Origin of the sequence: Agrobacterium sp. ICMP 6402 (assembly GCF_009498615.1) — a bacterium.
Lineage (GTDB): Bacteria > Pseudomonadota > Alphaproteobacteria > Rhizobiales > Rhizobiaceae > Agrobacterium > Agrobacterium burrii.
Window position 1 is genome coordinate 71,101 of the sequence record NZ_QSNV01000003.1, and the last position, 20,768, is coordinate 91,868.

Consider the following 20,768-nt stretch of genomic DNA (forward strand, 5'->3'; position numbering starts at 1 on the left):
CAATCCGCCTTGGCAAGCGGATTTCGGTGAGGGACTGAACCTTACCGGCTGCTGCTGCGTTGCTCTCCTGCCGAAACGGTCAGGAGTGCCCCATAAAATGCTTCATCGCCTGTGTCTTCTGGTAACCAGCCTCGCATTGATTTCCGCCTCGGAACCCCCGGCGCAGGTGCCGGTGCCACAGCCTAAACCGGGTGAGGCGCAATCCTCCACCCCCTCGGAAAAACCCGCCGACGAAAAGGCGAAAGATCCGGTGGAAGCGCCGAAACCGGTCCCGAAGCCGCAGGCTCCGGAAGAGCAGAAACCGGATGGTGAGAAGACACCCGCTGATAAGGGTTCCGATGATGCAAAGGGGAAAAGCGAGGGCAAGGATGGCGGGGAACAACAGAAACCGGCTGACGAAGCGGCAAAACCGGAGAAACCACCGGAGCCGGTAAAGCCGGAAGACCCGGCGGCACTTGAGGCCTGCCTTGGTGCGCTGAAGGAAATCGGTGCGGAATTCAAGAAGCTTGAACCGATCCGGGACGAAGAACAGGGCTGCGGCATTGAAGCGCCGATTGAGCTTTCCATGGTTCTGCCTGATATCAAGCTCGAACCGTCAGGCACCATGCGCTGCGAAACCGCGCTCGCCCTTTCCCGCTGGACCAGGGAGATGATGCTGCCAGCGGCGGCGCTTGCGATGCCGGAGAAGAAGGTGACGGCGATCGCCAATGCCTCGACCTATATTTGCCGCAACCGCAACAGTGCCGAAACGGGCAAGATTTCCGAACATGCCAAGGGTAATGCGGTGGATATTTCCACCATCGCCTTCGACAAGGGCGAGCCGCTGGTAATGAAGCCGCGCGGCGAGGACGGAACGCCGGAAGGCGCCTTCCAGCGCACGATTACGGCTGCCGCCTGCCTGTTCTTCCGCACCGTTCTTTCCCCCGGCAGTGATGCCACCCATCAGGACCACCTGCATCTCGATGTACTGGAGCGAAAGGGCGGTTACCTCTATTGCCGGTGACTAGAGGTTTTTGTTTTGACGCATTTTCCAGACGTAAAACCGCTACGCACTTTTACTGGAAATGCTCAAAAAAAGGGGCGACCCGAAGGCCGCCCCGACTGGAGATGATGTTTCTGCCCGGGTTTAGAATTTCTGGGTCAGAGAGATTTTGAAGGTGCGGCCGGCTTCCGTGTAGAAGTCAACCGGCTGATTGACGGTGCTGACGGCGTTGGGATTAACGTCGCGAACGCCGACCGCATTCCAGTATTGCCTGTCGAACAGGTTGTAGACGCCGGCCTGAATGCGCAGGCCCTTCGTCTGTTCAGGCTCCCACCATCCGGTCAGGTTGAAGATACCGTAACCGGGTGCGTCAAAGGTGGTCGCCACCTTGTCGTCACGCATTCCGGAGGAGAAGATGCCGGTGAATTCCGTGCCCCAGGTTTCCTGCGCGTAGCCGACGCCGACGACGGATTTGAACGGCGCGACCGTGCGAATGAACTCATTCGTGTCGGTGTCCTTGCCATAGGCATAAGCGAGCGAGGCATGGGCGAAGAAGCCGTTCGCGAGTTCCTTGCGGACCTTGGCTTCCACACCGGAAATTTCGACATTGTTGCGGTTGCGATAGGTGAAGAGCGAGCCGTTGCCCCTGCCGCCGAAACCGGGGAAGAGGGTGGTCGATGTCGTGTATTGCTCGATGAAGTTCTTGTATTTGTTGTGGAACAGCGTCAGGCCGCCTGTCAGGTCGCCGGAGGCATAGTTTGCGCCGATCTCAAAACCATTGCTGGTTTCAGGGTTGAGGGCGGAGTTACCGACCACCGCGTAACCGGAACTGATATTCGAGAAGTTCAGGTACAATTCATTGATTGTCGGCGCACGATAGGCCATCGACCATTGTGCGAAGAGCTGCAGTTCCGGCGTCACGTCATAGGTGGCAAGCAGTTTTGGCGAGAAGCGCGAGCCGCTGTTGCCGCTTGGCAGGCCAAAGGTGTTGTAACCGCTGTTGCTGGATACCGAACCATCCGGATCGTAATCATACGAATCGAAGCGCAAACCGGGGGTAAGGCGGAAGCCGTTGCCAAACGCGATTTCGTCATCGAGATAAAGGCCGAGGCTCTTGCCGCTCACGTCAGGCATGTCGGACTGCGACGAGGAGGTTGAACCGGCCGTGTTGGCGAAAAGCTCCTGGCTGAAATCGGTCGTCATGGCGTTGCCGCCGAAACGGACCGTGTGCTGCACACCGCCGAGTTCGAAACCGGATTCAAGGCCGCCGACGATGCCAAATGCGCTGTTGCGCATGCTGTCTTCGCGGATATAGAGCGAATTATTGGTCAGTCGGTCGCCAGCGCCGGATTCCTTGGAAAGACGCGTCCAGTAAAGCGACAGATTGGCGGCATCGATCAGGCCGTCGGTCGAAGGCGCTTCGTATTCGTAATCGAGTGAGACGCGGTCGCGCTCGGTGTCCTCGTAGCCCCTATAGTCGCCGATGCGGTAGGTCGATCCCGAAACGCTGACACCCTGCAGGGTCTTCATGTCGCTGCGGTTTCTCAGCGAATAACGCTCGGCTGTCAGGCCGATGCGATGGCCGCCTTCAAGATCCTGACGGATCTTGAACATCAGGTTACTTTCATAGGTGTCGGCCGGGTTGGGCTTGGTGCGGCGTGTTCCGTAGATATCGGCCGTGCCCTTGTTGTCCGTTTCGTTGCCGCGCTTGTAAGAACCCTGGAACAGGACCGAGGTGTTCTCGATCTTCTTGGCCACGGCGAGCGATCCGCCGACGCTTCTGTCTTCGCTGTCATAGGTGGTTTTGGCAACGCCGCCCCAATCCTTGCCTTCGCCGATCAGATCTTCCGGCTCGAGTGTGCGCAGCACGAGCGCGCCGCCAAGAGCGCCGGAGCCGATACGGCTGGAATCCGCACCGCGCACCACGTCAACCGTGGAGAGCGACGAAAAATCGAAACTCGAATTCGTATCGCTGAGCGTGGTGGTGGCCTGCCCCTGGCGGGCGAAATTGTTGAAGTAGGGAACGGGAATATTGTCAATCAGCGTTACGACGCGAGCGCCACCGAGGCCTCGAATGAACAATCCGCCGGGTCGGCCGGGCTTGGAATCCACATAATCGACGCCCGGCTCGGTCGAGTTTCCGAGATCCTTGATGCTGCCGATGTCTTTCTTCCTGATCTCTTCCGCCGTCGTCTGGCTTGCCAGCGGCGTATCGGCGGCGGCGTTTACGCTTTTGACGCGCTTGCCCTTGACCACGATCTTTTCAAGCGTCGTCGTGTCGTTCGCCTGCGAAGCGGCATCCTGCGCCCGTGCGGGGCCGGCAAGCGGCAGAAGAGACATGGCAGTGCACAGAAGCAGCGCGGAATGCGTGCGCGAGATGGACATTAATTACCCCCGGTAGGCGCGCGAATAGACACGGCGCGCAAAAACGCGCCGCACTTGTGCGCGGCTGAAAATGTTCTGAATTGTTACGGGCGAGCCGATAAGCGAGGACTAGAAAACATGATGATAACTGTCAACATATTATATATGACTTTTCGCATCATGTTTTAAAGCATAACGGTATGTTGCAGAAATGTTACGGGCTGTAGTGGCGTCTTCCAGACGCCGAATGCGGCAAAAAACGCCACGATGCCGCCAAAGTCCCGACATTGCCGCTTGCTAGGATATTCGCAGCCAGTTTACATGGCGAAAGAAAGCATGCTCCAACAGTAAACAGATTATTTATCGGATACGGAAATGAAGTCTCTTGAACTGCTCGTCGAGCGGATCATCCTCTCCAGCCGCTGGCTGCTCGTCGTCTTTTATCTCGGGCTTGTCGCGGCGCTGGCGGTTTATGCGTTTTCCTTCGCGCTCAAGTTCCTGAAGGTTGCAAAAAACGTCTTTATTTACGACGAGTCGGATATGATCCTCGCCATGCTTGGCTTGATCGATGCGGCGCTGGTCGCCAGCCTGATCGTCATGGTGATGATTTCCGGTTACGAGAATTTCGTCAGCCGCTTTGATAATGCGGATGCCGAGGTTTCGTTTCTGGGCAAGCTCGACGCCGGCAGTCTGAAGATCAAGGTCGCATCGTCGATCGTGGCGATTTCGTCCATCCACCTGCTGCAGATATTCCTCAACGCCAACCAATATTCGGACAGCAAGCTGATGTGGTTCACCATCATCCATCTGGCTTTTGTCGTCTCGGCGGTTATGCTCGGTTTTCTGGAAAAACTGATGGCCAAGCCGAAGGACAAGTCCGAAAACCCAGCGCTTTAATCCAGGTGGTCCGCCCGTCATGAAGGTCGCAACCGTCTTCGCCCCAGCTGTCTGTTTCTCACATTGGGGTATTTTGCGCCCATCGGGTGGCGGTGGCTGAATGTCGAAAACGGAGCGCCAGGCCAGACTTTGCCGTGACCTGTCGGCCGCCGCCGACAGGCAGCAATGGCTGATGGCGCTGCAAGAGGTAATGCGCGCGTTCGGCTATGCGCATGTGACGCTGATGAAATTACCCGGCGGCAGCAATGCCTATGCCTTGCCAACGGTTGTGGAAAGCAGCCTGCCGGTCTGGGTTGTGAATGCGATGACCGCGAATGGTGCACTTGGCGAGTGTCCCGTTATCAAGCGTGGCGCCTCATCGATGATGCCGCAATACTGGTCTCTGGAAGATGCCGATATTGCCTGCGGAACGCTGGCGGAAGCGGGGGCATCGCTTGGCAGCATCGGCATCACCTCCGGGCTCATGGTGCCGGTCAGCGGCATGAGCGGAAACCGGCATCTGATGAATTTTGCGGGTGATCGCGATGCCCTGTCGCAGGCGTCGCTGAATGAACTGGGCATGATCGTGCTGCATGCTCTGGAGGTCTATGATCGCCTTTGCCGCATCGGCTCGAAAAGCCCGTCACCCTTGACGAAACGCGAACTTGACGTGGTGCGCTGGACTGCGCAGGGCAAGACTTCCGTGGAGATCGCCGAGCTTCTCTCCATCTCGGAGCACACCGTCAATACCTATATGAATAACGCGATGCGCAAGCTCGACTGCGTCAACCGCACGCAGCTGGTGGCAAAGACCATACGTCAGCGCCTGATAGACTGAGCCGGCCGCAAAAGCCGGCTCCATTGTCAGCGGTCGAGAACGGAGCGAAGCTCGACGAGGTTGGAACGAACCCGCAGCACGTAAAATCCCATGGTGGCAAGATGCGACGGCATGATCCAGCCGCTTTCGTCGCCATTGGAAATGATCGCCGGCTGAATGCGAAGGGCGGCGCGGGTCTGTGTCAGCGTGTCGTTCCAGAGATTGGTCAGGTTGCGTTCGCGAATGACCTGCGCGAAATCCGATCCGGCGGCGGACAATATGCCGTAATAACCGTAGAGCTGGCCATAGGCGAACCAGAAACGGTCGTCGGCACGGGTGTCGAACCAGCCGCCATTATAGTTTTCCGAACGCTCGCGCAGAATAGCCGATGTGGAACCGATATCGCCGGCAATGCGGTCGATGAACTGGATGAGGTTGTCGGCGCGGGTATCGAAGACGGCCTTACAGGCGGTCAGTTCGCCGTTGAAAGCCTGGAAGCTGCGGATGGCGGCGCGGTAATAGCTGGGCGTTGGCGTCTTCGGGCCGAAGGGGTCGAGGCCGAAATACCAGGAATATTCGCTGAACTGCATGTTGCCACGCGCTTCCTGGAGATTGTTGTTGATACCAGAGGTTCCGCGCACGCGGCCAAGCGTATCCACCAGTTCCACCGAGGTACGGCGCACGGCCTGGTTCACGCCGCGCTGGAAGGACGCCTTGTTGTCCAGAAACGGCGTGCTGTCCCAGTCCATGCCGAAGAGGCCGAGACGGTAGAGCAGCATGGAGGAAATCCACGCATTCTGGTTGACGTTGAAGTCGGTGAGATCGATGGCGGCGTCGACGATGGCTGAACGCTGGCACACCGGTGCGGATGTGTTTGCGGCAGCGCCAGTCGCGCCGGCGGACGCAGCCGGGGTCGCTACCGGCAGTTCCAGTCCGGGAGAAACCGTTCGCTCCGCCAGCTTGTAGCGCGCCACGTAATCCGGGTCGAAATTGCTCCAGACCTGCGTTTGCCAGACGAAATATCCATAAAAGCCGGCAAGCAGGATGAGAACCAGAGCGATCGGTCCCTTGATGATCCAGTTGCGGTCGCGATACCAGCCATGGGCGGCCATGAAGGGCCACAAAAGCCAGGCGACGACCATGCCGGCGGCCTTGCCAATGGCGTTGAAGGCTGCCTGAATCAATGCGGTGATCCGGTCGATCATGTCGTCATAGTCTCCTCTGCCCGTGGGGCTGGACGCCGGAAGAAAAATCCGCGGTTCAATCGGGCGCCCTTCGGCGCTTCGGAAAAACCACGGTCATTTACTGTCTTCCAGATATGTCCCGGTCAACCGGGATACAACATGATTGCGAAACTTTTCTCAACCTGCGGTCCGCGTCGGCTGTCCGGTAGGCTAAGATTGCCTGACCGGATACCAGCCGCCGCGAAGCCGCGGGGATAGGCGGTTACAGGCCGAGCTTGGCGATCTCGGCGTTCAGACGGTCGCGGGCTTTTTTCGGCAGCTTGCCATTCTTGACGGCATCCAGATTGGCCGGCGGCGCATCGCCCACGACGACCAGCGCTACCATGCCCATACCGAGATGCGGTGTGCATTTGACGACATAGGCGCCTTCCTTGTCGACTGTGACCTTCACCGTCTCGTTCATCTTGCCCTTGAAGTCGGCGACACCTTCGGGGATCATTTCCTTGACAGCTGCCGCATCATGGCCCTTGTCAACGGGGACGAAGGTGATGACGTCACCGACGGCTGCCTTGACGGTTGCCGGTTCGAAGACCATCGCCTGACCGTCGCTGCCCTTGTTGAGCATCTTCACTTCGATTTCAGCCGAGAGGGCGGGAAAGGCGAAAAGGCCTGCGATGATGGCGAGGCTGGCGAATTTGGCAGTTTTGTTCTGCATAATTTTGCTCCTGAGAGAAAGCACATCCACGCGAATGTGTCCCCGTCGTCTTAGCGCAGGAGCAGGGCAGCCATCTTTGCGAAAAATCAAATGCGGCAACCGGACGCAGAGTTAGAGCGTTTCCGCTTTCGTTGAATCGTGGAAACGCTCTGACTTTTCGTTCAGACGCATTTTGCTCTAGCCGCCCTTCACGGTTTCCACCCAGTGGCGGCGGCAGAAGGAAACGTATTTTTCGTTGCCGCCGACATCGATCTGCGCGCCTTCCTTGACGACATTGCCCTCATTGTCGAAACGGGCAACCATCGTCGCCTTGCGGCCGCAATGGCAGATGGTGCGGATTTCGCGAAGTTCGTCGGCAATGGCGAGCAGTTCTTTCGAGGCCGGGAAAAGCTTTCCCTGAAAATCCGTGCGCAGACCGTAGGTCATGACCGGGATGTTCAGCCGGTCGGCAATGCCGGCCAGCTGCCAGACATGGTGTTCCGACAGGAAATTGGCTTCGTCGATGAATACGCAGGCGACCGGGGCTTCGGCGTTGAGGGCCGACACTTCGGCGAAGATATCAGTGCCTTCGTCGAAGGTCCGGGCGTCGGAAGAAAGGCCGATGCGTGATGCGACCCGGCCGGCACCCGCCCGATCGTCAAAGGCGGCCGTGAAGATCAGCGTGCGCATGCCGCGTTCCTGATAGTTATAGGACGCCTGCAGCAGCATGGTCGATTTACCGGCATTCATCGCCGCATAATTGAAATAGAGTTTTGCCATTATCCACTCCCGGAGCGCCTTTGCGTCCTTCAGACGCGTCGCAACCATGCTCCAACTTGTTGAATCGGCGCATTGCGCCTCGCGGAACCGATTCTGATTCCTGAACCGATGCTGCAATCTGCGTCTTTTGACGGCGAAGAAGCGGGTTGAAAAGTGCGGAGATGGAAAAAACACAGATTTCCGCGGCCTACCATTCTCGACATTACACGGCTAAAGACCGACATTTTCACGGTTTTGTCGCAAACGGTGGGCCAAAGCACGCAAATGCACGCGAGTTGATTGTGGCCGGCAGATATTGATAATGGCAAGGGAACGAAAAAAAAGGGAGCAAACGATGTTTGCAAATAGAAGCCGCTGTCTGGCCCTGGCCGCAGCAATCTCCTCCATGACGTTCAGCGCGGCCAATGCCGCCGAGCCGGCAAGTTGCGGTACGGTGCGTTTCTCAGATGTTGGCTGGACCGACATCACGGCCACAACGGCGACCGCCACCGTACTTCTGAAAAGCCTGGGTTATGAAACCGACGTCAAGCTTCTCTCCGTACCCGTTACCTATACATCACTAAAAAACAAGGATATCGACGTCTTCCTCGGTAACTGGATGCCGACCATGGAAGGCGATATCGCGCCTTACCGCGAAGACAAATCTGTTGAGACGCTGCGTGAAAACCTGACGGGCGCCAAATACACGCTGGCGACCAACGCCAAGGGCGCCGAACTCGGCATCAAGGACTTCAAGGACATCGCCACCCATAGCAAGGACCTCGGCGGCAAGATCTACGGCATCGAACCGGGCAATGACGGTAATCGTCTGATCCTCGACATGGTGGCCAAGGACAGTTTCGGCCTGAAATCTTTCGAGGTGGTGGAGTCCTCCGAGCAAGGCATGCTGTCGCAGGTTGCCCGTGCGGAAAAATCCGGCGAGCCGATCGTTTTCCTCGGCTGGGAACCGCATCCGATGAATGCGAATTTCAAGCTGACCTATCTGACCGGCGGCGACGAGGTCTTCGGTCCCAATCTCGGCGGCGCGACGATCCATACCAATGTGCGCAAGGGTTATGTCGAGGAGTGCCCGAATGTCGGCGCTTTTCTGAAGAACCTGCAATTTTCCCTGCCCATGGAAAACGAGATCATGGGCAAGATCCTGAATGACGGCCTTGAGGGCGAAGCGGCAGCGACCGCCTGGCTGAAGGCCAATCCGGCAGCGATCGAGCCCTGGCTCGCCAACGTCAAGACCAAGGACGGCAGTGCCGACGCCTTGCCCGCCGCCAAGAAGGCACTGGGCCTCTAACGCAAGACTATGCATGACTGCGTCCGGCCTGTGCGACAGGCCGGATTGCAGCGGGAAATAACGATGCCCATGCCTGACCTCAGCCGGCGAATTTCGCCGCATCGCGGGTCAGGCGCCAGCACCGCGTCCGGCAGTCCCGCTGCCGGCCGTCGTTTCTGCATTTGTTCACGAAAGGTCTTTTCTTACCGTGGAATGGCTCAGCGCTCCTGAAAACCGCCTGCCTGTCGGCCGATATGCCAAGGAGGCCATCGATTGGCTGACCGGCAATCTCGCTTTTTTCTTCGATTGGCTTTCTTTCATCTTCCAAAGCGTCATCAACGCCCTGCTTTATGTTTTACAGGCGCCGCATCCGCTGATCATCGTTGCGATATTGACGGCGCTTTCGGCCTGGACGCGCCGTTCGGTCGGGATGCCGCTCTTCACGGCGCTCGGCCTGTTGCTCATCATCAATCTCGGTTACTGGAAAGCCACGACGGAAACGCTGGCGCTGGTGATGGCCGCGAGCGCCGTGTGCATGATCATCGGCATACCGCTCGGCATATTGGCGGCACGGCGCAAATGGATCTATGCCGGCATGCGCCCGGTGCTGGACCTGATGCAGACTATCCCGACCTTCGTCTATCTTATCCCGGCGCTGGTGCTGTTCGGCCTCGGCATGGTTCCCGGTCTCATCGCCACCGTCATCTTCGCCATTCCGGCTCCGGTGCGCCTCACGCGCCTCGGCATCGTCTCGACGCCGCCGGCGCTGGTGGAGGCGGCGGTTGCCTTCGGTGCGACGCCGTCTCAGGTTCTGCGCAAGGTGGAGCTTCCCTTCGCCGCGCCGCAGATCATGGCGGGTCTGACCCAGACGATCATGCTGTCGCTGTCGATGGTGGTCATCTCCGCTCTCGTCGGCGCCAATGGGCTTGGTGTTCCGGTGGTGCGCGCGCTCAACACCGTCAACATCTCCATGGGCTTCGAGGCGGGACTGTGCATCGTCATACTGGCGATCGTTCTCGACCGGCTTTTCCGACTTCCCGGTGCGGAGGATGACCTATGAGCGACGCCATCATTTTTGGAAATGTCGATATCGTTTTTGGTGACCGGCCCGACGCCGCCCTGCCGATGATCGACAAAGGCAGTACCCGTGACGAGATCAATAGCGAGACCGGGCTGGTGCTCGGTGTCGCCAATGCTTCGCTTTCGGTGAAAGAAGGCGAGATCCTCGTGCTCATGGGGCTTTCCGGCTCTGGTAAATCGACCCTGCTTCGGGCCGTCAACGGGCTTGCGCCCGTGGTTCGCGGCAATGTCGGGGTGAAGACCAAGTCCGGTTATGTCGATCCCTATCGCTGCCCGGCGAAGGCGCTGCGCGACCTGCGCACGCATACGGTTTCGATGGTGTTCCAGCAATTCGGTCTTCTGCCCTGGCGCAATGTGGCCGACAATGTCGGCTTCGGGCTTGAGCTTTCCGGCACCCCGGAGGCAGAACGCAAACGCATGGTGGCCGAGCAGCTGGAGCTGGTGAACCTGTCTGCCTGGGCCAACCGCAAGGTGGGGGAACTTTCCGGCGGCATGCAGCAGCGCGTGGGGCTGGCGCGGGCCTTCGCCACCGGAGCGCCGATCCTCTTGATGGACGAGCCGTTTTCGGCGCTCGATCCCCTCATCAGAAGCCGTTTGCAGGACGAGCTTCTGGAATTCCGGAGCCGGCTGAAGAAGACTATTCTCTTCGTCAGTCACGATCTGGACGAGGCGTTCCGCATCGGCAACCGCATCGCCATGATGGAAGGCGGGCGCATTATCCAGTGCGGTACGCCGCAGCAGATCGTCAAGCAGCCGGCGACGCAATATGTCGCTGACTTCGTGCAGAACATGAACCCGATCTCGATGCTGACCGCCGCCGACGTGATGAAACCGGGTGTCGACGAACGAAACGGGCGGCTGACCGTGGCGGCTACTGCCCGTCCGTCATCGCCGTTGATCGATATTCTCGATGCGCTTGCGAAACATTCGGGCGCGATCGGTGTCGTCGACAATGGCGCCATCATAGGCACGATTTCCGCAGATGAGATCGTGACCGGGCTGACCCGGCACCGAAAAAAATAATATTTTTTTCTGCGAGAAAAGCATAAAGGGCCTTCAGCAATGGATGGCCCTTTATGCTTTTAAAGGAATCCCTGCGACGCAAGTTATACCTTCCCATGGTAGCAAAGAATATTTTTGATATCATAAGTTATGCATTAAAATAATTACTAATAAAAATCATATTGCAAATTTCGAGAAAATTGCGCAAAGTTAATCTAGATTCTGTAGCCCGTTGCTAAATTTAAGGTGGTATAAGATTGAAGCCTCAAAACCGGGCACTGGTCGTCAAGATTTATACGCTCAAATTTTGATCGTTTACTGCTTATAAATACTACTGCTAATACATAAGGTTATTGCTAAATTGATAAAAATCAGGCAAAAAGATTATAATTTAGTCGCGATGTCTTAAGTAAATAAATGATCAAGAATAGTCTTTGAAAGGGACACGATATAAGCAAGATTTAGGTATATACAACGTATCCGCCGAATTATAAAAACTTCTTTTGGAACACCTATTATAGCCACCATGACGGTCTTTCCGACTGTCATCAGGAGACTTGAGCGTATGGATAACCAATCTCTGTCGGAACATAGCATCGCCGCTGCAGACTTGCTCTCAGCGATGGCGAATCCCAAGCGCCTGATGATCTTATGCACGCTGGTGGATACGGAAGTGCCGGTCGGTGTTCTCGCTTCGCAGGTTGGTCTCAGCCAGTCCGCTCTTTCGCAGCATCTTTCCAAATTGCGTGCGCAACGGCTGGTCAAGACACGACGGGATGCGCAGACCATCTATTATTCCAGCAATTCCGAATCCGTCAAAAAAATCCTCGCCTCCCTCGAGGAAATTTATTGCCAGGTGCAGAAGAGCAGCAGCAAGACCGCCGCTTGATCCCACGGCCATTTTCAGGCCTTCGCGGCAACATATCCGTTGAAACCGGCGCACGACGCCGGTTTTTCGTTTTCAGGTCCTGCGTATGGATCGAAGGGGCCATTCAGGCTAAAGAGATACGCCTCTCACAAGGGCGGGTTTCAGAAGGATTGCGCCGCCTGCATCTGTCGTTTTAGGCGGCTCGACGCTGCCGCATATCCGCCGTCTGCGCCGTCCACGAAATGCATGTGATCCCGCGAAAGCGGCGAGGGCACGATGCAGGTCATCAAGGCTGCCTCCTGTTCGTGCAGGCCAAAATAACAGGTTCCGGACAGGCGGGCCTGTTCCAGCTGGGCATGGATTTTTTCGAGCCGCGCGGCGTCTATGTCCACCGTCATCTTCAGGCCGTCATCGAATTTCCTGAAATCGGTATTGCTGGCCACCGAGCGTCGGTAACGCTCCGCATTGAACCGCCCGAGCGACAGCCCGGTCAGGCCGAGGAGATTGACGAGCAGGCTTTCGCCGAGGATGCGCAGCGAACGGCGCTTCTGCCCCCAGCCATCGTGATAGGCTGCGCCAGCCTTTGCCTCCAGACCGAGGCCTTCTCCAACAAAACCGAGTTTAGGCCCGTCCTCCGGCACGGGGTGGCCATGTCTTGCGTCCTGCGCGGCGAGATCAACGAGATCGACGACCAGTTGCCGGAAGGCGGGCATATCCAGCGACGGTCCCGGCACGGCGATGATCGACACCACCTTGCCATGGGTGGCCGGAATGGGGTTCCAGCGGCATGAGAGGCCGGTGAGATCCGGCCGCTCGCCCGCTGCGGCTGCTGGCAGGGTATATTGCCCATCCTTCATCCGCGCTTCCGCCCAGCTGTTGCCGCCGCCTGAAAACATGGCGTAGGACACATCCTCACTTGCCTGAAAGCGGGCTACGCGAATATCGAACCCGTTTGCGCGGATGTCCTCTATGGGGACCAGGGCAACGCGCATCGAAAGGTCGAGGTCGTCGTTCACCCAGCGCTGCACGTTCGAAAGGGCGGTGCCTGCAAGCGGCAGTCCATTTGCCGGCACGGCGACGGCCGCACCATCGCCGCCGAAGACGAAGGGCAGGTCGTGACGGCCAAGACTGTTCGAGACGCCTGATATGACGGCCGCGCCCGCCATGTTGACGGCCTTGTATCTGCCGGCGCCGATCGCCGCCGTCGAATCGACGATATCGGCGATGGCCAGCCCCCATCCCGCCGGCAGGGCGCGGTAAAGCGCCGGGTCTGCCACGTCCTCAAAATGCCGGAAGACGGGAAGGCCCGTCAGAAATGCGTCATCTGCTGCGATCATGCCGGTATTATCCACTTCTGGCGGCCAAACGCCAAGGGTTTACGACGGGTCGATTATCGGTTCTGATGGCGCAATCATGACGGGCGGGGCGATTGATTTACAGGTAATAGACCTTATCCAACAAAGGTGACTTGCATAAATCATCAAACCTTCCGTATGAGTTGAGATTGAAGGCTCGGAATTCAAACATGGAACGAGTTTTCGCCGGGAGGCGTCCGATAAGTTTCATTCGGTCAACGCCCATGGCGCTCACCGGGTCCGCGACCCCTTTTAAGGAGACACCAGGATGAAACTGAAGACATTGACCAGCGTGACGCTTGCAGCGTCCTTCGCATTCGCACCCCTTGCCCATGCCGAAATCGTCATCGGCCTGATTGCGCCGCTCACCGGTCCCGTCGCCGCCTATGGCGATCAGGTCAAGAACGGCGCCCAGACGGCAGTCAATGAAATCAACAAAAAGGGCGGCATCCTCGGCGAACAGGTCGTGCTGAAGCTGGCCGACGATGGCGGCGAGCCGAAGCAGGGCGTTTCCGCGGCCAACCAGCTCGTTGCCGAAGGCATTCATTTCGTCGTCGGTCCGGTGACGTCTGGCGTCGCCATTCCGGCATCGGATGTCTTTGCCGAAAACGGCGTGCTGATGGTCACTCCCACGGCGACCGCGCCGGGCCTGACCAACCGTGGCCTTTCCAACGTCTTCCGCACCTGCGGTCGTGACGACCAGCAGGCCGAGGTTGCGGCGAAATACGTTCTCGCCAACCTCAAGGACAAGAAGATCGCCGTCATCCATGACAAGGGTGCTTACGGCAAGGGTCTCGCAGATGCCTTCAAGACGACGCTGAATGCCGGCGGCGTTACCGAAGTTCTCTATGACGCGCTGACACCCGGCGAAAAGGATCTCGGCGCGCTGACGGCCCGCCTGAAATCTGAAAATGTCGATATCGTCTATTTCGGCGGTTACCACCCTGAAGCCGGTCTTCTGGTGCGCCAGCTGAAGGACATCGGCTCCAAGGCTGCCGTTATCGGCGGAGACGGCCTGTCGAACAGCGAGTTCTGGAACATCGGCTCGCAGGCTGGCGAAGGCACCATCTTCACCAACGCATCCGACGCGCTGAAGAACGACGACTCCAAGGCCGCAGCCGAAGCGCTGAAGGCTGCCAACATTCCGGCGGAAGCCTTCACCCTCAATGCCTACGCTGCCGTTGAAGTTCTGAAGGCCGGCATCGAGAAGGCTGGAAGCGCCAAGGATGCCGAAGCGGTTACCAAGGCTCTGAAGAGCGGTGATGCTTTCCCGACAGCAATCGGCAAGGTCACCTATGGCGAGAATGGCGACCTGACGTCGCAGACCTTCTCGCTCTTCAAGTGGCAGGACGGCAAGATCGTCGCCGCCGAATAAGTTGACGATACCGGCCGCACCCGTTGCGGCCGGTATTCTTTCGTGGCCTGAAAAAGGGGCAGGTGAGAATGGGCGACGCCGGAAAGCACAGCCTTTCAGGAATCGGTTTCGAACGAACATTCCCGATCGTCAGGATTTTCGACGAAGCCAAGGCGCGGGAATTCTATGTCGATTTTCTCGGTTTCGAGATCGACTGGGAGCATCGCTTCGGCGAAAATTTTCCCCTCTACATGCAGGTATCGCGAGCGGGAATGGGGCTGCACCTCAGCGGCCATCACGGCGATGCGACGCCGGGCTCCAACATCTTTGTCACCATGCGCGGTGTTCACGCCTATCAACGGGAACTGGTGGCGAAAGACTATCGCTTCCTGAAGCCGGGCGTCGAAGAACTGCCCTGGGGCGATGTGATGGAAGTCATTGATCCCTTCGGCAACCGCATTCGTTTCTGCGAGCAGAAAAGCGAGGATTGAGGTCCTTGCTGCGACCTTGAGGCTCTTGACCTTGCCTGCGGTTTGAACGATAGAAACCCCAATAGCGAACCGCGCGCACGGAGACCCCGTGCGCGCGGTTCGTGCGTTTTGGCAGTCGGTCATGCAATTCGTTCGCATCCGCACGGGGGCAAAAATGAACAGTGAAGGAAATGCACTGGTAAGGAAGCTCGCATTCTGGGGCATTCCACTTTCTTTCGGCGTGCTGGGCCTCAAGCTTCTGGCATGGTGGGTCACGGGGTCCGTCGCACTTCTGTCTGATGGTCTGGAATCGACCGTCAACGTTGTCGCGGCCTTCATCGCCTATTTCGTCATTCGGTATGCGCAGAAACCCGCCGATGACGACCATCAGTTCGGCCACCACAAGGCGGAATATCTCTCCGCTGTCGTGGAAGGCGTGCTGATCGTCGTTGCTGCGCTCCTGATCGTGCAGGAGGCATGGGGCAGCCTCTTCAATCCGAGGCTGCCGGAAGCGCCGGTTCTCGGTCTTGCCATCAACGCATTTGCAGCGGTCATCAACGCCGTCTGGGCGACGACCCTGATCCGCGTCGGCAGAAAATACGCCTCGCCGGCGCTGACCGCCGACGGTCATCACATCATGTCCGATGTCGTGACCTCGGCGGGTGTTCTCGTCGGTCTTATTCTGGCGCTTCTGACGGGTTACGCCATTCTCGATCCGCTGCTCGCCATACTGGTTGCCATCAACATCCTGTTTCAGGGATCGAAGGTCATCCTGCATTCGCTTGGCGGGTTGATGGACCGGGCGGTGGAGCCTGAGGAAGACGAGGCGATCAAGAAGGCGATTGCCGAACATTCCGGCGGCGTCATCGGCGTGCATGATCTCCGGACCCGCCGCGCCGGTTCGGCCGCCTTCATCGATTTCCACGTCGTCGTTCCCGCCACGATGACGGTGCGGGAGGCGCATGATATTTGCGACCGCCTTGAAGATGCCATAAGGGAGGTCATACCGGGCGCCAGCCTTGCCATTCACGTCGAGCCGGAAGGCGAAAAGGCGCATGGCGTCAAAGTCATTTTATGAATGAACAGGAGTTTTCCATGTCCGTGACGGATGTTTCCGGCCTGTCGCAGCTGGGCACGAAGGTCGATACGCCTGAAAGCCCGGAAAAGGCCATTCTCGAAAAGGTGCCGAACGGCAATGCCGGCACCGATTACGTGGTGCGGTTCACCGCGCCGGAATTCACCTCGCTTTGCCCGATGACCGGCCAGCCGGATTTCGCCCATATCGTCATCGATTATATTCCGGGTGATTTCCTGGTGGAATCGAAGTCGCTGAAGCTGTTCCTGCAATCCTTCCGCAACCACGGCGCCTTCCACGAGGATTGCTCGGTCTATATCGCCAGGCGGCTGGTGGAACTGTTGCAGCCGAAATGGCTGAGGATCGGCGCTTACTGGTATCCGCGCGGCGGCATCCCGATCGACGTCTTCTGGCAGACCGGAGCGGTGCCCGACGGCGTATGGCTGCCGGATCAGGGTGTCCCGACCTATCGCGGTCGCGGTTGATCCGGCTGTTTACGTGATTGAAGGCTCAGGCGAACGAACCGTCGTCGCCTGAATCGGAATCCGTATCGTCAGCGCTGTCGTCATAGTCGGCCTGCTGGATATCGTCATCGTCGTTATTTTGCGGGTTGGCGCTGTCGCCGTAATAATTGTTGACGACGGTTTCCTCGACGGGGGCGTTGCCCGCAGGATTGCTCCCGCCAAAGGGTGAACCCAACCCCAGCGACGACATATGGCTTCCGAAAATGCCGCTGAGCGAATTGGCAAGCAGCATGCCGCCCGCGACGCCGGCGGCGGTGCCGAGCGCGCCTTGCAGAAAGCCACCGCCTGAACGCCCGACGGCAGTGGGCTGCTGGCTCCATGGGCCGCCGGGTTGCTGCTGGCCGGTCGGCGATCCCCAGGGGCCAGCCGTCTGGCCGGCGGTATCGTTGCGCCATGAGGTTGGGGCGGCAACCGGGGCTGGCGTCGGTGCGGGTGGCTGCGGTTGTCCTGTGCCGAAGATCGAACTGAGGAACCCGCCCTGTGCGGCTGCCTGCGGGGCGCTATTTCCGCTTTCCAGCGCATGGATGCGGTCTTCGAGCTGTTTGATGTGCGCTGCCGCTGCTTCCAACCCCTTTTCCTGAACGATCACCGCCTGGGCGAGATAATAGGGGGCTGCTGGCTGATCGCGCACGGCGTCCGCGATCAATGTTTCCGCCTCGCCGTCGCGTGGGGTGGCGGATGCGGTTTTGGTCCTGTCGAACAGGCCCTTGAGAAGCTGGCTTTCTTCCGGTGACATAGGCTGCCTCCTTACCGTGAAGCGAAAATCCACGACAAGGAGGTAGGCGCAAATTCAGGCTTTTCAAAGCGGCCGGAATTTTAAATTTCGGTAATGATCGTCAGCCGCCGAAAGCAAGTGACAGGCCCGCAATCGCCGTCAATGCACCCACGGTGCGGCTGGCGGCTGAGCCAAAACGGGCAATGCCGAGACCCATAGCGATGCCGGCCAGATGCAGGGTCGCGGTGGCGATCATGAAACCGAGGCCGAATTGCCACGCACCGGCGCTGCCGAGTTCGCCGCCATGGGCGTGGCCGTGGAACAGTGCGAAAGCGCCGACAACGGCGGCTGCCGCTGCCGTGGGGAGCTTTGCCGCTGCGGCAACCAGCAGGCCAAGGCCGATGACGGAGGCGAGAATGGCGGGTTCGACGAAGGGAAGCTCGATACCGTAAACCGCCATCAGAAAACCGATGGCCATGGTGCCGACAAAGGCTGAAGGCACGATCCACAGCGCCTTGCGATCGTTCTGCGCCATTGCGATCTGTGAGGCCCAGATGCCGACGGCCACCATCGCCAGAATGTGGTCTGCGCCGAAGAAGGGGTGGGAGACGCCGGCCATGAAGGAGCCGTGTTCTTCCGGGTTCAGATGGGCGAAGGCGGGCAGCGTGGTAACGCCGAGCGTGGCAGCGGCGAGGCTTAGTCTTTTCAGCATGGTTCCCTCTTTTGATTGTCGCCGCCCGCCTGAGTATCTTGGGGTTCCCCGCAACGGTCGGCACTGCAATGAGGCGCTGACGATATCGCGAAGGCCGAGAGGCTGTCCATGCGTCATCTGCCGGGGGTGCTGTTTATTGTTCAGGCGCGAACCTTGTCTTTTTTGCTCATTGCCTTACGTAACAAGTCGCACTATGTCCGAAGGGCACGAATTACGCTGGAGAGAGCCGTTGATGAACGAAGACGAAGACGACAAGAGCAAGGAACTGCCGATCGGCAAGGAAACGGAAGCGAATCTTTTCAAGTCGCGTTCGATCTTCATCTATGGTGGCATCACACAGGAACTGGCGCAGAAGGTCTGCACGCAGCTGGTCGCCCTTGCCGCTGCCAGCGACGACGACATTCGCGTTTACGTCAATTCGCCGGGCGGTCATGTGGAATCGGGTGATTCCATTCATGACATGATCAAGTTCATCAAGCCGAAGGTCTATATCATCGGCACTGGCTGGGTCGCTTCCGCCGGCGCGCTGATCTATGTTTCGGTGCCGAAAGAACGCCGCCTCTGCCTGCCGAACACCCGCTTCCTGCTGCACCAGCCCTCCGGCGGCACACGCGGCATGGCGTCCGACATCGAAATCCAGGCCCGCGAAATCATCAAGATGAACCAGCGCCTGATCAAGATTTTCGCCAAGGCCACCGGCCAGAGCGAAGAGAAGATCGCCAAGGACATCGATCGCGATTACTGGCTGAGCGCGGAAGATGCCAAGGGTTACGGCCTCGTCGGCAAGATCGTCGAGAGCCAGTCGGAACTCTGAGTTTCTGACTTCCCGTTTTAAAAAGCCCGCGTCGGTGCAAACCGACGCGGGCTTTTTCATTCAGGCTAGAACATTTCCGGTAAAAGCGGGATCGCTTTTACGTCAGGACAATGCGTAAAAACAAAGAGACAGAGTGTTTCGCGTTTCGGAGAAAAGCGGAAATGCTCTGGCGTCATTTCATTGTGTCACAGGCCTTCATCATGTCGGCCTTTTTCATCTTGTCCATTTCCATGCCGGCCTTGTGCATGCAGTCCTTTTTGCTGGCCATGGACATGCCGTCTTTTTTCATCGTCTCCATTTTCATCGTTTCAGGCTTCATGGTGTCCTTCTTCATCGTGTCGGTTTTCATGCTGTCAGCATGGGCGATGCCTGCGAAAGAAAGAGCGGACAGCATGGAAGCGGCGGCGATGGCGGAAAAAATGCGGGTCATGAAGGTCTCCTCTGGACGTCTTCGAGTGTCGGCCGGCGTCTTGCCGGGGCTCACGATTGTCCATTCGGTCGGAAACGCCTCATCGTTACACCTTCACGCGCTTGTGAGGTCATATTCGGGCGAGATTTTTTAAAAGCGATTATGTAACAATATTCTGTGGAGTGCGTATAACCCGATAGTGACGATGACAGGCAGCCTTTCGGAAGAAACATTAAAAACACTGATGCTGCGTTCCCTCGATGGGGACGAAAGCGCCTACAGGCATTTGCTCCATGCCTTGCGCCGGCTGCTGCTTGCCTATTACGGCCGGCGCATGGCGTCCGCCTCCAGAGGCGATGTGGAAGATCTTGTGCAGGAAACCCTGTTGTCGCTTCACGCCAAACGGGAGACCTATGATCGTGGGCGACCGTTCACGGCCTGGTTCTTTTCGATCGCGCGCTACAAGCTCATCGACCACTACCGCGGCAGGGGCGCGCGGATGCGGGCCGAAGTCGAGCTCGATGAGACGCTGGAGGCGGAAACGTCCGTCGACGCGGTCACGGCGCGCATGGATGTGGAACGGTTGCTCAATGATTTGCCGGAGCGGCAACGCGACCTTATTCGCAGGGTAAAACTCGAAGGTCAGTCGATCGCCGAAGCGGCGGAAAAATCCGGCCAGACCGAACTTGCGGCGCGGGTCGGCATCCACAGGACGTTGAAAGCCCTGGCGGCAAAATTGCGAGGCGAAACGTGAGAAAGACGGAAGACATCATCGAGCAACTGGCAGGCGACCTCAAGCCTGTCGCAGCTTTTGCAACGGAGCGCAGGCTCGCGCTCGCGGCCTTGCCCGCGCTCGGCGTTTCGCTGTTGTTGATGCTCGTCATTCTCGGGCTGCGCGGTGATATGGATGATGCTCTGAGCGAACTGGGTTTCTGGATCAAGTCGGCCTATAATGCCCTGCTGGCCGTGGCCGCATTTGCCGCCGTCCGACGCCTTGCCCGGCCTGATGGCGACAGTGGCCTTTTTTTCGTTTGGCTCGCGGTGATTTTCATCGCGATGGCGGCGATTGCGCTCGTCCAGCTGGGGTTTGCCGTGCCAGGTAGTTACGCCACCCTTATTCTGGGATCGTCGGCGCTGCATTGCCCGTTTCTGATCGTCGCTTTTGCGCTTCCCGTGTTTCTGGCGAATTTCACCGCTCTTAAGCGTTCCGCCCCCGCTGATCCCACGCTTGCCGGTTTTGTCGGTGGCCTTGCGGCGGGTGCGGCCGGAGCCTGGGTCTATTCCTGGTTCTGCACCGAAAACGGCATGGCATTCGTGTTGATCTGGTATTCGCTCGGCATTCTCATGATGGGCCTGATCGGCGCCTTTGCGGGTTCCCGTTTTCTGCGCTGGTGAAATGCGCATCTCTGCCGGCTCCGAACATGGT

At 58.4% G+C, this 20,768-nt stretch carries 22 protein-coding genes; 14 read left to right on the top strand and 8 right to left on the bottom strand.

Annotated features, from left to right (window positions below; all coding sequences use genetic code 11):
* The first annotated feature begins 97 nt into the window (after nt 1-97).
* Entirely contained in the window at nt 98-1,003 is a 906-nt protein-coding gene (locus tag DXT96_RS11515) for an extensin family protein (RefSeq protein ID WP_153514929.1), read from the top strand.
* Nucleotides 1,004-1,126: 123 nt separating this feature from the next.
* Here the strand turns inward: DXT96_RS11515 and DXT96_RS11520 are convergent, their stop codons facing one another.
* Nucleotides 1,127-3,367, bottom strand: coding sequence for a TonB-dependent hemoglobin/transferrin/lactoferrin family receptor (locus tag DXT96_RS11520; protein WP_153514930.1), 2,241 nt, complete (start codon nt 3,365-3,367; stop codon nt 1,127-1,129).
* A gap of 354 nt (nt 3,368-3,721) precedes the next feature.
* Between DXT96_RS11520 and DXT96_RS11525 the strand changes: the two genes are divergently transcribed.
* A complete protein-coding gene (locus DXT96_RS11525) occupies nt 3,722-4,243 on the top strand; it encodes a TIGR00645 family protein (protein WP_149899996.1) in 522 nt (173 codons plus the stop codon).
* A gap of 100 nt (nt 4,244-4,343) precedes the next feature.
* On the top strand, nt 4,344-5,060 hold the full coding sequence (locus tag DXT96_RS11530) for a LuxR family transcriptional regulator (protein WP_153514931.1): 717 nt from the start codon (nt 4,344-4,346) through the stop codon (nt 5,058-5,060).
* Between the two features lie 26 nt (nt 5,061-5,086).
* Here the strand turns inward: DXT96_RS11530 and DXT96_RS11535 are convergent, their stop codons facing one another.
* The 3 genes from DXT96_RS11535 to DXT96_RS11545 form a co-directional block, all read right to left on the bottom strand.
* Nucleotides 5,087-6,244 (bottom strand): DUF2333 family protein, encoded by a 1,158-nt coding sequence (locus DXT96_RS11535; RefSeq protein WP_153514932.1) that lies wholly within the window; start codon nt 6,242-6,244, stop codon nt 5,087-5,089.
* 241 nt (nt 6,245-6,485) lie between these two features.
* Nucleotides 6,486-6,938: a pseudoazurin gene (locus DXT96_RS11540; protein WP_149899999.1), complete on the bottom strand. Its 453-nt coding sequence runs from the start codon at nt 6,936-6,938 to the stop codon at nt 6,486-6,488.
* A gap of 177 nt (nt 6,939-7,115) precedes the next feature.
* Nucleotides 7,116-7,697, bottom strand: coding sequence for a thymidine kinase (locus DXT96_RS11545; RefSeq protein ID WP_149900000.1), 582 nt, complete (start codon nt 7,695-7,697; stop codon nt 7,116-7,118).
* A gap of 385 nt (nt 7,698-8,082) precedes the next feature.
* Here DXT96_RS11545 and choX point away from each other — a divergent pair, with 385 nt between their 5' ends.
* The 4 genes from choX to DXT96_RS11565 all read left to right on the top strand — a co-directional run bounded on the left by choX (nt 8,083) and on the right by DXT96_RS11565 (nt 11,935).
* Complete coding sequence (gene choX, locus DXT96_RS11550; RefSeq protein WP_369809539.1) at nt 8,083-8,985, top strand: choline ABC transporter substrate-binding protein; 903 nt, start codon at nt 8,083-8,085, stop codon at nt 8,983-8,985.
* A 187-nt stretch (nt 8,986-9,172) separates the two neighbouring features.
* On the top strand, nt 9,173-10,024 hold the full coding sequence (gene choW / locus DXT96_RS11555) for a choline ABC transporter permease subunit (RefSeq protein ID WP_149900002.1): 852 nt from the start codon (nt 9,173-9,175) through the stop codon (nt 10,022-10,024).
* The gene (choV, locus tag DXT96_RS11560; protein WP_153514934.1) at nt 10,021-11,067 is read left to right on the top strand and encodes a choline ABC transporter ATP-binding protein; all 1,047 of its coding nucleotides are present in this window, start codon (nt 10,021-10,023) and stop codon (nt 11,065-11,067) included. The genes choW and choV overlap by 4 nt, the downstream gene beginning before the upstream one ends.
* A 544-nt stretch (nt 11,068-11,611) precedes the next feature.
* On the top strand, nt 11,612-11,935 hold the full coding sequence (locus DXT96_RS11565; protein WP_046797913.1) for a helix-turn-helix transcriptional regulator: 324 nt from the start codon (nt 11,612-11,614) through the stop codon (nt 11,933-11,935).
* A gap of 140 nt (nt 11,936-12,075) precedes the next feature.
* Here the strand turns inward: DXT96_RS11565 and DXT96_RS11570 are convergent, their stop codons facing one another.
* Nucleotides 12,076-13,251 carry a DUF3095 domain-containing protein gene (locus DXT96_RS11570; protein WP_153514936.1) on the bottom strand — a complete coding sequence of 392 codons (1,176 nt, stop codon included), beginning with the start codon at nt 13,249-13,251 and terminating at the stop codon, nt 12,076-12,078.
* A 286-nt stretch (nt 13,252-13,537) separates the two neighbouring features.
* On the opposite strand from DXT96_RS11570, the gene DXT96_RS11575 reads away from it, so the two are divergent.
* The 4 genes from DXT96_RS11575 (at nt 13,538) to queF (ending at nt 16,653) form a co-directional block, all read left to right on the top strand.
* A complete protein-coding gene (locus DXT96_RS11575; protein ID WP_149900005.1) occupies nt 13,538-14,644 on the top strand; it encodes a branched-chain amino acid ABC transporter substrate-binding protein in 1,107 nt (368 codons plus the stop codon).
* A 68-nt stretch (nt 14,645-14,712) separates the two neighbouring features.
* The gene (locus DXT96_RS11580; protein WP_153514937.1) at nt 14,713-15,114 is read left to right on the top strand and encodes a glyoxalase superfamily protein; all 402 of its coding nucleotides are present in this window, start codon (nt 14,713-14,715) and stop codon (nt 15,112-15,114) included.
* Nucleotides 15,115-15,268: 154 nt separating this feature from the next.
* A complete protein-coding gene (locus DXT96_RS11585; RefSeq protein WP_149900294.1) occupies nt 15,269-16,171 on the top strand; it encodes a cation diffusion facilitator family transporter in 903 nt (300 codons plus the stop codon).
* 17 nt (nt 16,172-16,188) lie between these two features.
* Nucleotides 16,189-16,653, top strand: a complete 465-nt coding sequence (queF, locus tag DXT96_RS11590; RefSeq protein WP_153514939.1) for a preQ(1) synthase — start codon at nt 16,189-16,191, stop codon at nt 16,651-16,653.
* Nucleotides 16,654-16,678: 25 nt separating this feature from the next.
* Here queF and DXT96_RS11595 read toward each other — a convergent pair whose 3' ends face one another.
* Both DXT96_RS11595 and DXT96_RS11600 read right to left on the bottom strand, forming a co-directional pair.
* Complete coding sequence (locus DXT96_RS11595; protein WP_153514940.1) at nt 16,679-17,428, bottom strand: DUF2076 domain-containing protein; 750 nt, start codon at nt 17,426-17,428, stop codon at nt 16,679-16,681.
* Nucleotides 17,429-17,528: 100 nt separating this feature from the next.
* The gene (locus tag DXT96_RS11600) at nt 17,529-18,119 is read right to left on the bottom strand and encodes a HupE/UreJ family protein (RefSeq protein ID WP_153514941.1); all 591 of its coding nucleotides are present in this window, start codon (nt 18,117-18,119) and stop codon (nt 17,529-17,531) included.
* A gap of 232 nt (nt 18,120-18,351) precedes the next feature.
* Between DXT96_RS11600 and DXT96_RS11605 the strand changes: the two genes are divergently transcribed.
* Nucleotides 18,352-18,933 (top strand): ATP-dependent Clp protease proteolytic subunit, encoded by a 582-nt coding sequence (locus DXT96_RS11605; RefSeq protein ID WP_153514942.1) that lies wholly within the window; start codon nt 18,352-18,354, stop codon nt 18,931-18,933.
* A gap of 172 nt (nt 18,934-19,105) precedes the next feature.
* Here the strand turns inward: DXT96_RS11605 and DXT96_RS11610 are convergent, their stop codons facing one another.
* Nucleotides 19,106-19,363 (bottom strand): pentapeptide MXKDX repeat protein, encoded by a 258-nt coding sequence (locus DXT96_RS11610; RefSeq protein ID WP_153514943.1) that lies wholly within the window; start codon nt 19,361-19,363, stop codon nt 19,106-19,108.
* Nucleotides 19,364-19,547: 184 nt separating this feature from the next.
* Here DXT96_RS11610 and DXT96_RS11615 point away from each other — a divergent pair, with 184 nt between their 5' ends.
* Nucleotides 19,548-20,096: a sigma-70 family RNA polymerase sigma factor gene (locus tag DXT96_RS11615; protein WP_153514945.1), complete on the top strand. Its 549-nt coding sequence runs from the start codon at nt 19,548-19,550 to the stop codon at nt 20,094-20,096.
* A complete protein-coding gene (locus tag DXT96_RS11620) occupies nt 20,093-20,737 on the top strand; it encodes an NrsF family protein (RefSeq protein WP_371418845.1) in 645 nt (214 codons plus the stop codon). Before DXT96_RS11615 ends, DXT96_RS11620 begins: the two co-directional genes overlap by 4 nt.
* Nucleotides 20,738-20,768: the final 31 nt, after the last annotated feature.

Excerpts from the sequence above, each read along its gene's own strand:
- DXT96_RS11575 (WP_149900005.1), top strand. The coding sequence starts at position 13,538 with ATGAAACTGAAGACATTGACCAGCGTGACGCTTGCAGCGTCCTTCGCA.
- choX (WP_369809539.1), top strand. The coding sequence starts at position 8,083 with ATGACGTTCAGCGCGGCCAATGCCGCCGAGCCGGCAAGTTGCGGTACG.
- queF (WP_153514939.1), top strand. The coding sequence starts at position 16,189 with ATGTCCGTGACGGATGTTTCCGGCCTGTCGCAGCTGGGCACGAAGGTC.
- DXT96_RS11595 (WP_153514940.1), bottom strand. The coding sequence starts at position 17,428 with ATGTCACCGGAAGAAAGCCAGCTTCTCAAGGGCCTGTTCGACAGGACC.
- DXT96_RS11545 (WP_149900000.1), bottom strand. The coding sequence starts at position 7,697 with ATGGCAAAACTCTATTTCAATTATGCGGCGATGAATGCCGGTAAATCG.
- DXT96_RS11570 (WP_153514936.1), bottom strand. The coding sequence starts at position 13,251 with ATGATCGCAGCAGATGACGCATTTCTGACGGGCCTTCCCGTCTTCCGG.
- DXT96_RS11600 (WP_153514941.1), bottom strand. The coding sequence starts at position 18,119 with ATGCTGAAAAGACTAAGCCTCGCCGCTGCCACGCTCGGCGTTACCACG.
- DXT96_RS11580 (WP_153514937.1), top strand. The coding sequence starts at position 14,713 with ATGGGCGACGCCGGAAAGCACAGCCTTTCAGGAATCGGTTTCGAACGA.
- DXT96_RS11585 (WP_149900294.1), top strand. The coding sequence starts at position 15,269 with ATGAACAGTGAAGGAAATGCACTGGTAAGGAAGCTCGCATTCTGGGGC.
- DXT96_RS11520 (WP_153514930.1), bottom strand. The coding sequence starts at position 3,367 with ATGTCCATCTCGCGCACGCATTCCGCGCTGCTTCTGTGCACTGCCATG.
- choV (WP_153514934.1), top strand. The coding sequence starts at position 10,021 with ATGAGCGACGCCATCATTTTTGGAAATGTCGATATCGTTTTTGGTGAC.
- DXT96_RS11615 (WP_153514945.1), top strand. The coding sequence starts at position 19,548 with ATGACAGGCAGCCTTTCGGAAGAAACATTAAAAACACTGATGCTGCGT.
- DXT96_RS11565 (WP_046797913.1), top strand. The coding sequence starts at position 11,612 with ATGGATAACCAATCTCTGTCGGAACATAGCATCGCCGCTGCAGACTTG.
- DXT96_RS11540 (WP_149899999.1), bottom strand. The coding sequence starts at position 6,938 with ATGCAGAACAAAACTGCCAAATTCGCCAGCCTCGCCATCATCGCAGGC.
- DXT96_RS11535 (WP_153514932.1), bottom strand. The coding sequence starts at position 6,244 with ATGATCGACCGGATCACCGCATTGATTCAGGCAGCCTTCAACGCCATT.
- DXT96_RS11605 (WP_153514942.1), top strand. The coding sequence starts at position 18,352 with ATGAACGAAGACGAAGACGACAAGAGCAAGGAACTGCCGATCGGCAAG.
- DXT96_RS11525 (WP_149899996.1), top strand. The coding sequence starts at position 3,722 with ATGAAGTCTCTTGAACTGCTCGTCGAGCGGATCATCCTCTCCAGCCGC.
- DXT96_RS11610 (WP_153514943.1), bottom strand. The coding sequence starts at position 19,363 with ATGACCCGCATTTTTTCCGCCATCGCCGCCGCTTCCATGCTGTCCGCT.
- DXT96_RS11530 (WP_153514931.1), top strand. The coding sequence starts at position 4,344 with ATGTCGAAAACGGAGCGCCAGGCCAGACTTTGCCGTGACCTGTCGGCC.
- DXT96_RS11515 (WP_153514929.1), top strand. The coding sequence starts at position 98 with ATGCTTCATCGCCTGTGTCTTCTGGTAACCAGCCTCGCATTGATTTCC.